The organism is Chitinophaga rhizosphaerae (assembly GCF_003958645.1).
Taxonomy (GTDB): Bacteria; Bacteroidota; Bacteroidia; order Chitinophagales; family Chitinophagaceae; genus Chitinophaga; species Chitinophaga rhizosphaerae.
Genome location: NZ_RXLO01000002.1, coordinates 687,506 through 699,207 on the forward strand (window position 1 = coordinate 687,506; position 11,702 = coordinate 699,207).

The 11,702-nt window shown below is 55.0% G+C and carries 12 protein-coding genes; 4 read left to right on the plus strand and 8 right to left on the minus strand.

Features of this window, described 5'->3' with window-relative positions:
• Positions 1-18: 18 nt before the first annotated feature.
• Positions 19-753 (plus strand): DNA repair protein RecO, encoded by a 735-nt coding sequence (recO, locus tag EJ361_RS06480; RefSeq protein ID WP_126244539.1) that lies wholly within the window; start codon positions 19-21, stop codon positions 751-753.
• Here recO and EJ361_RS06485 read toward each other — a convergent pair.
• The 4 genes from EJ361_RS06485 to rsfS form a co-directional block, all read right to left on the minus strand.
• Positions 750-1,526 (minus strand): UDP-2,3-diacylglucosamine diphosphatase, encoded by a 777-nt coding sequence (locus EJ361_RS06485; RefSeq protein WP_126244540.1) that lies wholly within the window; start codon positions 1,524-1,526, stop codon positions 750-752. The two genes, recO and EJ361_RS06485, sit on opposite strands and share 4 nt — an antisense overlap.
• Before the next feature lie 84 nt (positions 1,527-1,610).
• Complete coding sequence (locus EJ361_RS06490; RefSeq protein ID WP_126244541.1) at positions 1,611-2,246, minus strand: LutC/YkgG family protein; 636 nt, start codon at positions 2,244-2,246, stop codon at positions 1,611-1,613.
• A 6-nt stretch (positions 2,247-2,252) separates the two neighbouring features.
• Complete coding sequence (gene ftsH / locus EJ361_RS06495; RefSeq protein WP_126244542.1) at positions 2,253-4,295, minus strand: ATP-dependent zinc metalloprotease FtsH; 2,043 nt, start codon at positions 4,293-4,295, stop codon at positions 2,253-2,255.
• 70 nt (positions 4,296-4,365) lie between these two features.
• Entirely contained in the window at positions 4,366-4,770 is a 405-nt protein-coding gene (gene rsfS / locus EJ361_RS06500) for a ribosome silencing factor (protein WP_126244543.1), read from the minus strand.
• A 155-nt stretch (positions 4,771-4,925) separates the two neighbouring features.
• On the opposite strand from rsfS, the gene EJ361_RS06505 reads away from it, so the two are divergent.
• Both EJ361_RS06505 and EJ361_RS06510 read left to right on the plus strand, forming a co-directional pair.
• Entirely contained in the window at positions 4,926-5,666 is a 741-nt protein-coding gene (locus EJ361_RS06505; protein ID WP_126244544.1) for a biotin--[acetyl-CoA-carboxylase] ligase, read from the plus strand.
• A 316-nt stretch (positions 5,667-5,982) separates the two neighbouring features.
• A complete protein-coding gene (locus EJ361_RS06510) occupies positions 5,983-6,966 on the plus strand; it encodes an aldo/keto reductase (RefSeq protein WP_126244545.1) in 984 nt (327 codons plus the stop codon).
• 204 nt (positions 6,967-7,170) lie between these two features.
• Here the strand turns inward: EJ361_RS06510 and EJ361_RS06515 are convergent, their stop codons facing one another.
• The 4 genes from EJ361_RS06515 to EJ361_RS06530 form a co-directional block, all read right to left on the minus strand.
• Positions 7,171-7,503, minus strand: coding sequence for a translation initiation factor (locus tag EJ361_RS06515; protein WP_126244546.1), 333 nt, complete (start codon positions 7,501-7,503; stop codon positions 7,171-7,173).
• Between the two features lie 12 nt (positions 7,504-7,515).
• Positions 7,516-8,403, minus strand: a complete 888-nt coding sequence (locus EJ361_RS06520) for a diacylglycerol/lipid kinase family protein (RefSeq protein ID WP_164714114.1) — start codon at positions 8,401-8,403, stop codon at positions 7,516-7,518.
• A 16-nt stretch (positions 8,404-8,419) separates the two neighbouring features.
• Positions 8,420-9,274: a carboxylating nicotinate-nucleotide diphosphorylase gene (nadC, locus tag EJ361_RS06525; protein WP_126244548.1), complete on the minus strand. Its 855-nt coding sequence runs from the start codon at positions 9,272-9,274 to the stop codon at positions 8,420-8,422.
• A gap of 92 nt (positions 9,275-9,366) precedes the next feature.
• Entirely contained in the window at positions 9,367-9,759 is a 393-nt protein-coding gene (locus tag EJ361_RS06530; RefSeq protein ID WP_126244549.1) for a DUF4783 domain-containing protein, read from the minus strand.
• Positions 9,760-10,011: 252 nt separating this feature from the next.
• Here EJ361_RS06530 and gpmI point away from each other — a divergent pair, with 252 nt between their 5' ends.
• A complete protein-coding gene (gene gpmI / locus EJ361_RS06535) occupies positions 10,012-11,535 on the plus strand; it encodes a 2,3-bisphosphoglycerate-independent phosphoglycerate mutase (RefSeq protein WP_126244550.1) in 1,524 nt (507 codons plus the stop codon).
• Positions 11,536-11,702: the final 167 nt, after the last annotated feature.

Here is an 11,702-nt window from a genome sequence, read left to right on the forward strand (position 1 = left end):
AACCGATTTTTGTGTGATATGCTGCACAAAACTCCGGGCATTGTACTCCGCACCGTCAAATATGGGGACACCAGCGTTATCCTGAGCATCTTCACGGAGCTTTTCGGGATACAGTCGTACATCGTGAACGGCGTGCGCTCGTCGCGCCCCAAGGCGGCAAAAGGCAATATCCTCCAGCCCGGGAACATCCTCGACCTCGTGGTGTACCATCACGAACAGAAAAATATCCAGCGGATTTCCGAATTCAAACCGGGGCATATCTACACCACCATGCACGTGAATATCGTGAAGAACACGGTGGCGCTGTACCTCATCGAGCTGCTGCAAAAATCCCTCAAACAACCGGAGCCCGATCCCGAACTGTACCACTTCACGGAAAAGGTGTTCCGCGCCCTCGATACCGAAAACACCGCCGTGGCGGCCAATCTCCCGCTGTTTTTCACCCTGCGCTTCGCCGCGCACCTGGGGTTCCATTTCGCGGGGCATTACTCGGAATTCACGCCTTACCTCGATCTGGCCGAAGGCACTTACGTCGACCTTCCGCCGCACCACACCAATTATCTCGACGAAACCAACAGCGAGCTTACGGACAAGCTGCAGAACATCCAGTACATCCCCGACCTGGAGCAGGTGTTGATGAACAAGGAGCGCCGGCGCAACCTCCTGTACGCCTACCTCGATTTCTACAGGCTGCACCTCCCCGATTTCAAGGAATTGCACAGCCCGCCTATCTTACACGAGATCCTCGGTTAAATCGGGGTGCCGGTTTTGTAATATTTCAATTCGGTAGCCTGGCCGTCGAACACGGCGTAGGAATGATAGTTCAGCCAGTCGCCCAGGTTGATGTAGCGCGATGCGTCTCCCACTTTCAGATCGAGCGGAAGGTGGCGGTGGCCGAAGATGAAGTAATCGAAATGTTCTTTCTGGAGGATCTCGCGGGAGTAGATCGCCAGCCATTCCTCGTTTTCACCGAGGAAGGTTTCCAGCTTTTCGCCGGTGGCGGCGCGGCTTTTGCGGCTCCAGAAGTTCGCCATGGAAATCCCCCAGTTCGGCGGGATGCACGAGAACAGGAAGCGGCAAACAGGATTGCGGAAGATTTTCTTGAGGAATTTATACCCGTGGTCCCCGGGGCCGAGGCCGTCTCCATGACCGATATAGAATTTCTTTCCACCGATCACGTACTGCTGCGGTTCGAAGTACACGGGAATTTCCAGTTCTTCCTCGAAATACCCGTCCATCCACATGTCGTGATTGCCGATGAAAACGGTGATGCCGATGCCTTTGTCGCGCAGTTCGGCGAGCTTGCCCAGCAGGCGGGTGTATCCTTTGGGGATGACGTGTTTGTATTCGAACCAGAAATCGAAGAGATCGCCGACGAGGAAAATGTGCTGTGCGTCTTTCGAGGCTTCGTCGAGCCACTGTACGATGAGTTTTTCGCGCTGCCGGCTGCGGGCCATATCGGGGGCGCCGAGGTGAAAGTCGGAAGCGAAATATACACGTTTGCCGGGCGGCAGATGAATGTTCATGGTTCGTTATGAAATGTAAAATGCAAAAGTGATGAATTCCTTTTGCATTTTACAAGTATCGTTATTCTATTGTATTTGAAGTAGTTATTCATCCAGCAGGAAAACATACACTTCTTTCGGGCCGTGTACGCCTACCACGAGCGTTTTTTCGATATCGGCGGTTCGGCTGGGGCCGGTGGCGAAGGAGATCATGGAGGGAAGGTTTCCCTGGTATTTCTCTTTCAGCCGCTGGATGCCGTCTTTCACGTCGAACACGAGCTGGTGGGTGAACGCCACTACGAGGTGGACGGGTGCGAACACGGGCAATGCGCGGCCGGAGGGCTGCGCTGCGCTCATGACGATGGAGCCGGTGCGGGCAACGAGCATTTCGCAATCGGTGATCGCGGCATCCATCTGGTTCATGTCGCCCACGTTGAGGTAGGCGGGATTGAACGGCTGGAGGATTTTCTCCAGCGACGGTGTTTGGCAATGCACGTGCGCCCATTCCTTGTTCTCCACGAGTGTCTGGAGGTTTTCCGCCAGTTCTTCACGGGAGGAACAGAAGATGAATTTGCCCTGCAGTTTCGAAAATTCTTCCGCGAATTTCAGTTCGAGGCCTTCATTTTCGGTGACGAATACGGAATTGTTACCTTCCGCATGGGGGAACGGGAGCTGAACCGGCTGGCTGAGCGCGTTGCGGACCCTTTTGAGGATGTTTTCTTTGGCGGGAGATACTTTCATTGTGCCTTATTCCTGTTCGGTTGTTACGTTAGCCGGGGAAGGATTGATGATGTCTGACGGGTGAACGCCTTCCACACCTATGCCTGCCTTCGTCGGGATATGTTCTTTGTGCGTATCGTACGGGCGCTTGCCGATGAGGCGCTCCAGGTCGTCTTTATACAGCACTTCCTTTTTCAGCAGTTCTTCCGCCAGCAGTTTAACCTGGGGCAGCTTGTCGGTCAGCAGGCGTTTGGTGCGCTGGTAAGCTTTGTCGATCAGTGCGCGCACTTCATCGTCGATCATTTTCGCCGTTTCTTCGGAATACGGTTTGGTGAACGATTGCTCGTTGTTCGGATCGTAGAAGGATACGTTGCCCACTTTGTCGTTCATACCGTACACGGTCACCATGGCGTAAGCCATCCGGGTGATTACCTGCAGGTCGTTCTGCGCGCCGGTGGAGATCTTTCCGAACACGATGTCTTCTACCGCGCGGCCGCCGAGGGTCATGCAGATATCGTCTTCCAGTTGTTCGGTATTATAGAGGTATTGCTCTTTCGGGAGATATTGTGCGTACCCGAGTGCTGCCACGCCCCGGGGAACGATGGTGACTTTCACGAGCGGGTTGGCATGTTCGAGGTACCAGCCGCAGATGGCGTGGCCGGCTTCGTGGTAGGCGATCACTTCCTTCTCTTCGGGGGAGATGATCTTGTTTTTCTTCTCGAGGCCGCCGATCACACGGTCGATGGCGTCGTTGAAGTCTTCCATTTCCACTTCGTTCTTGCCTTTACGGGCGGCGATGAGCGCGGCTTCGTTACATACGTTGGCGATGTCTGCCCCGGCGAAACCGGGCGTCATGGAAGCGAGTTTCTTGATGTCGAGGTTGGGCGACGTCTTGATGGGCTTCAGGTGTACGTTGAAGATATGTTCACGGCCGGAAAGGTCGGGCTTGTCGATGGAGATCTGGCGGTCGAAACGGCCGGGGCGAAGCAGGGCGCTGTCGAGCACGTCTGGCCGGTTGGTGGCGGCGAGGATGATGATCCCGCTGTCTGTACCGAAGCCGTCCATTTCCACGAGGAGCTGGTTGAGGGTGTTCTCGCGCTCGTCGTTGGACATCATGACGTTCTTGCCACGGGCGCGGCCGATGGCGTCGATTTCGTCGATGAAGATGATACAGGGTGCTTTTTCGCGGGCCTGTTTGAAGAGGTCACGAACGCGGGAAGCGCCTACGCCTACGAACAGTTCCACGAAATCGGAGCCGGACATGGAGAAGAAGGGCACTTGCGCTTCGCCGGCCATGGCTTTGGCGAGGAGGGTTTTACCGGTACCGGGAGGGCCTACGAGGAGGGCTCCTTTCGGGATTTTACCGCCGAGCGCGGTGTATTTCTTCGGGTTTTTGAGGAAATCCACGATTTCCATCACTTCCACTTTGGCTTCGTCGAGGCCGGCAACATCGTTGAAGGTGATGTTGACGCGGGTGCCTTTATCGAAGAGGGTGGCTTTGGATTTGCCGATGTTGAAGATGCCGCCGGGGCCGCCGCTTCCGCCGGAGGGGCCGCCCATTTTACGCATGAGCAGTACCCACATACCGATGAGCAGCAGGATGGGCAGCAGTATTTGCATAAGCGGCTCGAACCAGTTCTGGCGGGGAACGTAGGATACGTTCATCTGGTCTACCAGGGGCATTCCTTCCTGTGCGCGGTCCAGCTCTTTCTGGAAGCTTTCCACGCTCCCGATGGTGAACTGGTAATGCGGACCGGAGTTTTGGGCGCCGAGGCGGCCTTTGGCCACTTCCGAGTATTGCGGCTGGTTCAGCCGTTCTTTTTTGATATAAACTTCTACGAGGGCCTTGTTCACCACCACCAGCTTGTCTACGTCGCCGGTGCGGAGCAGCTTTTGCTGGAACTCCTTGAAACCGGACAGTTCCTTGGGCTGGCTGGAGATCGGCAGTACGAAATTCATAGCCAGCAGGGCAATGCCGATGAAGGCGTATACCCAGTAGATATTGAATTTCGGTCCTTTCTTCGGTGATTTATCAGGTCCCTTGCTATAGTTATTGCCTCCTTTTTCCATGATCGTTCGCTCCTTTACGAATGAGAGTTGTCTTTTATGTAAGTAATTAATACAAAACGCGGGGTTTTGTTCAGTGATCGAGGTGTTCCATGCGTTCCGCGTCGCTCCACATCTCTTCCAGGTTATAGAATTTCCGGGTTTCGGGTATGAAAATATGCACTACGACGTTCACGTAATCCACCAGTATCCACTGCTGAGCCGTGAACCCTTCGTGTTTGTACGCGGATTCGTCCGTGTTGTTCTTCACTTCCTCCTCCACAAAATCCGCTATAGCCTTAACTTGGTTACTGGAATTGGCCTCACAAATGATGAAGAAATCAGCTACCGCTTCAGGGATCTTGCGCAGATCAAGGGAAACGATATTCTCCCCTTTTTTCTCCTGTATGGCCTTTATGATGGAAGTAAAAATCTTGCTGTTCCTGTTGATGCGTGTTACCGCCTTTTTCCTGCTGTTCAGTATGGTTAAGGGTGCCAATAAGTGCTGTTTTTGTTAAAAATAGTCTTTAATCTCCAAAATTACTAAACCGGGGCCAAAATATAACGCCGGCTTATATGCTGGAAGACGAATGGGTCGGTAAAATATTGTTAAAATGATGGAAATTTGCTCATTTTACAGTTAAATCAGGATTTGTGATAGGCCATCCGTTTCACGTGCTCAACACGGTAGACAGCACCAATAACTATGCCATGGCAAGGGTCGCCGAAGGCCCCGTGGCGCCCGGGTACACATGGTTCGCCATGGAGCAGACCGCAGGGAAAGGACAGCGGGGCAAACAGTGGCTCTCCACGCCCGGAGAGAACATCATACTCACCACCGTTCTCCAACCCGCACTGGGCCTGCATCAGCAGTTCATGCTCAGCGTAGCCGTAGCCCTCGGCGCGTTCGATTTCTTCCGGAAATACGCCGGCGACGAAACCCGCATCAAATGGAGCAATGATATTTACTGGCGTGACAGAAAGGCAGGCGGCCTACTTATCGAGAACGTTTTGCGCGGAAGCGTCTGGCAATATGCCATAGCGGGCATGGGCATCAACATCAACACCCCCCATTTCCCCGACCATCTCCAGAACCCCGTTTCCCTCCGCCAGATCACCGGCCGCGAATGGGATACGCTCGAACTGGCCAAAGACCTCTGCACCCATCTCGAAAACCGTTACAGCAAACTCAGCGTAGACACCTATCCCGCCATGCTCGCTGAGTACAAAGACAATCTGTACCGCCTCCACGAGCCCGCGCTCTACCGCATCGGCGGCGAAATCTTCCAGGGCGTTATCCGCGACGTATTGCCCGACGGCAGGCTGTGCCTGGAAAAGAACAAGGAAATACTGGAACTGGGATTCGGCGAAGTGGAATTCATCTTCGCCCGGTAAAACTGGAAAAAGCCAGTAAAAACTGGCTTTTTGGAGAAGTGGAATTTGTAAAGACAAACATCTGAAGCTTCTCCAAAAATGCCAGCCACGGGTCTGAGCCCATGATTTTGGTCGATAAATGGAGGTTTACAAGATGGAACTTCTTTTCCGCTTATCCAAATAAAAATTTGCAACATTTGCTGCAATTCGCTGCAAACGCCCGCTGTTGCCCGTTGCAACAAATTATTGGATATTTGCAAGGAAACGCTTGAAGATTGCAATTTCGCTCCCGCATCCGCAGCGTAGCTTTGTTATCCACTTAAAATCCTATTCAGACATGCATTACAGAACTCTGGGAAACACCGGCGAAAAAGTTTCAGCGATCGGCCTCGGCTGCATGGGCATGGCCTTCGCCTACGGCCAGCGCGATGATGCCGAATCCCGCGCTACGCTTGAGCTCGCACTCGACCTCGGCGTTAATTTCTGGGACACCGCAGACATGTACGGCCAGGGCCTCAATGAAAAACAACTCTCCGAAGTGCTCGCCACCCGCAGGAAAGACGTTTTCCTCGCCACCAAATTCGGCTTCCGCTACCGCGAAGATAATTCCACCTACTTCGACGGATCGCCCGCGTATCTCAAGCAGGCTTGCGAAGCGTCGCTCAAAAGGCTCGGCGTAGACGTGATCGACCTGTATTATGCCCACCGGGTAGACGATCAGGTGCCCATCGAAGAAACCGTTGGCGCCATGGCCGAACTGGTGAAAGAAGGGAAAGTCCGCTACCTCGGCCTGTCGGAAGCCGCCGCGCACTCGATCCGCAAAGCCGCCGCCGTGCACCCCATCGCTGCGCTGCAAAGCGAATATTCCCTCTTCGTCCGCGACATCGAATCCGACATCATTCCCACCTGCCGCGAACTGGGCATCGGCATCGTCCCCTACAGCCCCCTCGGCCGCGGGGCCCTCACGTCCGGCCTTCGCGACGTCAAAGACTTCGACCCGACCGATTTCCGACGCAACCTTCCCCGGTTCCAACAGGAAGCGTTCGAGAAGAACCTCCGCATTGTGAGCGCCCTGGAAGATATCGCGTCCGAACGCCACATCACCCTGCCGCAGCTGGCCCTGGCCTGGCTCCTCGCAAAAGGCGACAACATCACGCCCATCCCCGGCACCAAACGCCGCAAATACCTGCAGGAAAATGCCGCAGCGGCCGATATCGCGCTCACTGCCGACGATGTTGCCCGCATCGAAACCACGCTTTCCGGTTACAAGATCGAAGGCGAACGCTACAGCGAAGGGGCGATGAAACTGGTGAACCGGTAGCCGGTCGGCCACGTCCCGCAGCTGGTCTACACCGATAGAAGCCCCCACTGCACAAATCCGTAAAGTTACTACGGTCTTACTACGGTTCCGGTACGGTATCTCTACTGAAGCTGTACTATACCCATACGGTAAGCCTTGGGTAACGTCCATAAAAAAGGGAGCGCCCCGGCCGGGGCGCTCCCTTTTTCGTTCGATCAGAATGATCTATTTCACATTGTACCCCCAGCCTTTCAGCCACTGGAGCACCTTGTCGCGATAATCGCCCTGGATGAGCACCAGCCCGTCTTTCACAGCGCCGCCGGTGCCGCATTTCGTTTTCAGTTCCTTGCCGAGTTTTTCGAGATCGGCTTCCGTGCCCACGAACCCTTCCACCACGGTCACCGTTTTACCGGCGCGCTGCTTCGTGTCCAGCTTCACGCGGAGGCGCTGCTCCGCAGGCGCCAGCGTAGCGGCTTCCCGGGTGGGTTCCTGCGGGTACGAAAAGTTGGGATCAGTAGAATAAACGATCCCGTTGGAGGCGGATTTTTTCTTGCTCATAACTTGCGTTTTTTAGTGACCGTTGGGCACCAGGATCTGGAGCGCGCCCGGCACCACGTTAAAATGAACGGTTTTTCCCTGCGTCAGCGGCACCGCATCGCCATCCACCTGCAGGCAGGACAGATCGGGGCTGGCCACTGTTATTTCTTGTCCGGTAAAATGTTGCATGTAGCGGCTTTCGCCGATGTTGCCCCGCAGCGAACTGATGGTCAATGGCAGCAGGTCCCAGAAGCGGAGCGGGCGTACCATGCAGATGTCCAGCCGCCCGTCGAACAGGCTGGCCTGCGGCGCCAGTTTGAAATCGTACCCGAACTGGTTGCCGTTGGCCACCGTCATGAGGAACGCCGGCGCTTCGGTTTCCTTCCCATCCATCCGGATCTTGTATACCGCGGGTTTGTAGGTCGAAAATCCGCCCACCACAAGCCGCGCGTAATTGATGAGCCCGCGCTTTTTGCTGTGCCGGAACCGGTCGGCGATCACCGCATCGAAACCCACGCCCGCATTGCTGAGGAAGAGGTGCCCGTTGGCATACCCGGCATCCATGGGCTTTTTATGGCCTCCGGCCACGATGGCCAGGGCTTTATCCACATCCAGCGGGATGTTGAGCGCCCGCGCCAGGCCGTTTCCGCTGCCGAGGGGCACGATGGCCAGCGCCGTTCTCGAGCCTACGAGGCCCTGGGCGATCTCGTTGATGGAACCGTCGCCCCCCACGGCTACAACGGTATCTACGCCGCGGCCAACGGCCGAAATGGCCAGGTCGGTGCCGTGACCGAGGTATTGGAGATAAGTGGTCTCAACCTGGAAGCGGTCTTCCGGCAATTGCCGTGCGATGGCGGCGCCGAGAGATTTCTCGCGGTCGGTGCCGGCTTTCCGGTTGATGATGATCAGTATTTTCCGCAATGGTAACAGGATTGACTCAGGAATGGATAACGGCCTTGAGACTGAGGTCCAGGCTCACGGCATGGTGTATGATGGCGCCGACAGACACGAAATCGACTCCTGTTTTGGCATATGCCTCCACATTTTCGATCGTGATGCCGCCGGATGCTTCGGTTTCGTATTGGCCTTTGATGAGCGCCAGTGCCGGGGGGATCTGTTCCGGCGAAAAATTATCGAGCATGATGCGATGCACCTGTCCCACCTGCAAAATCTCCTTCACATCGTCGATATTCCGGGCTTCCACTTCGATTTTCAGGTCGAGCTGTTTTTCTTTCAGATAAGCCACCACGCGTGCTACCGCCGGGGTGATGCCGCCGGAGAAATCGATGTGGTTGTCTTTGAGCATGACCATATCGTACAGTCCGGTCCGGTGATTGACGCCGCCCCCGATACGCACGGCTTCTTTTTCGAGCATGCGGAAGTTGGGGGTGGTTTTGCGGGTGTCGAGCACGCGGGTATGATAGCCTTTGAGGCGGTCGGTGTATTTGCGGGTGAGCGTGGCGATGCCGCTCATGCGCTGCATGCAGTTGAGGACGAGCCTTTCTGCGCTCAGCAGGGTGCGTACGCGGGCGGAGACTTCAAACGCCACTTCTCCGGCCTGCATGGGCTCGCCGTCTTTTTTGAAGGGGATGAAACGGGTGGAATCGTCGAGCAGCCGGAAGATGGCTTCGGCCACTTCCATGCCGGCGAGCACGCCGTCTTCCTTGATCTTGAGCCTTGCGGTGCCGGTGGTTTCGGCGGGAATGGAGGCGAGGGTGGAATGGTCGCCCGAGCCGATATCTTCCGCCAGCGCGGCTTTGATGAATTGTTCCAATGCTTCTTTCTGTAACATAACGCAATCGGGAATGAAAGGGCAAGTTACAAACAAAAAGGCCATCCGCCTAGGAGCGGATAGCCTTTCAATGTGTTCTTCTTGCCGATGTGCTATTTATTTTCGAAGCGCAGTTCGTTCAGCACGAATGCGTTCCCTTTTTTCTGGAGAAAAAACGAGGTGCGGAAATTGCCGCCGGAGGTGGTGAGGTTACCCACACCGAATTGGGAACCGCCTTCCGGGCCGCCTTTGTGGAGCAGCTCGAAATTTTTGACGGTGTTTTTCCCGAAGAAGTCTTTCAGGATGATTTCCGCCTGGGCTTTGCTGTAGGAGTTGGATCTGCCAGCCATGTTGATCTCGACCGTGTTGTCCAGGAGTTTGCTCAGGTTACCGGAGTCCCCCTTTTTCAGGGCGTTGACCACATCATCGAAAGGACCCGCCAGCGTAAAAGCCGTCAGCATCCCTCCGAGCAGGAACACCCCCAACACTACGATTAACTTTTTCATTATCCGTTATTTTGATCGCAATACATTTATCAACCGTAGTAGACACGAAAACTATGCCAAATTGCTGACTTTCAATAAATATACCATTATTGTGCTATACTTCCCAAGATTGCGCATTACAATAATTTAATATACAAAAATCCCTTGAAATATAACCACTCCCTAAAAAAATTTAAACACCGGGAAAGATAGTATTATTAATTTCACGGGCCGATTCATTCACAACGCACAACCGGATTTAAAGTATAAAGTATGGAAACTAAAAGAGCGATCCTGATCATCATGGATGGCTGGGGCCTGGGCCAGGTGCCCGCCGCAGACGCCATCGCACATGCAAACACCCCCTTCGTAGACAGTCTCTATGAACAATTCCCCCATAGCAACCTCATCACCTGCGGAGAAGACGTAGGGCTCCCCGACGGGCAAATGGGCAATTCCGAAGTAGGGCACCTCAATATCGGGGCCGGAAGGATCGTTTACCAGGAACTTCAGCGCATCAACGTGGCCGTAAGAGATGGCGAGCTCGCCGCCAGCAAGGTGCTGCAAGACGCTATGGACTACGCCCGCAATAACAATAAAGCCCTCCACTTCATCGGCCTGGTGAGCGATGGCGGCGTGCATTCCCATATCTCCCACCTCAAAGCCCTCGCCACTATCGCGAAAGATCGCGGGCTCACAAACGTGTTTGTACATGCGTTCACTGATGGTCGCGATACCGATCCCAAAGGCGGCCTCGGCTACCTCGACGATCTCCAGCAACACCTGAACGCCACCACCGGCCGCATCGCTTCCGTTACCGGGCGCTATTACGCCATGGACCGCGACAAGCGCTGGGAAAGGGTGAAACTCGCCTACGATGCGCTCGTGAACGGCACCGGTACGCCTACGCACGACGTGCTGACCGCCGTGAAAGCCTCCTATGCGGAAGGCGTGACCGACGAGTTCATCAAGCCCATCATCGTTACCGACGCGCAACAGCAGCCCATCGGCAACATTCAGCCGGGCGACGCGGTGATCTGCTTCAACTTCCGCACGGACCGCTGCCGCGAGATCACGGAAGTGCTCACCCAGCAAGCGTTCCCCGACTTCGGCATGCAGCCCCTGGCATTGCATTATACGACCATGACCGAATACGACAAAGCCTTCAAGGGCGTGCATGTCATTTTCGAGAACGATAATCTTTCCATGACGCTCGGCGAAGTTCTGGAGAAGTACGGCAAAAAGCAGATCCGCATCGCGGAAACAGAGAAGTATCCGCACGTGAGCTTCTTCTTCTCCGGCGGCCGTGAAACACCTTTCGAAGGCGAAAAACGCATTCTCGTGCCCTCCCCGAAGGTAGCCACCTACGACCTGCAGCCCGAAATGAGCGCCCCCGAACTGGCAGACGCCATCCTCCCCGAACTGGAGCAGCGCACAGCCGATTTCGTGGTCCTCAATTTTGCGAACGCAGACATGGTGGGCCACACCGGTGTTTGGCCGGCGGCCATCAAAGCCGTGGAAACCGTAGACGCCTGCGTATCCAAGGTCGTATCCACCGCATTGCTGAACGATTACACCATCTTCCTCACGGCAGACCACGGCAACGCGGACTTCATGATCAACGAAGACGGTACGCCCAACACCGCGCACACCCTCAATCCCGTGCCTTTCTTCATCATCAGCAACGATTTCAAGGGTGAGATCAAAAACGGTAAACTGGGCGACCTCGCTCCTACCATCCTCCACTTCATGGGCCTGCCCATCCCGAAAGAGATGACCGGCAACGTACTTGTATAAACCTCAACAGGATACATCGAAAGGGGCTGCAACCGCGGCCCCTTTTTTATTTTGCGCCGCCTGTAACTTTCCCGGGCCGCTTCCCGTTTAACACGTGATGAAGCCGGAAGGCTTCTCCCGAAACCGATTATTCTACTATTACCATAAGTTTTTTAGTGCTCTCGACA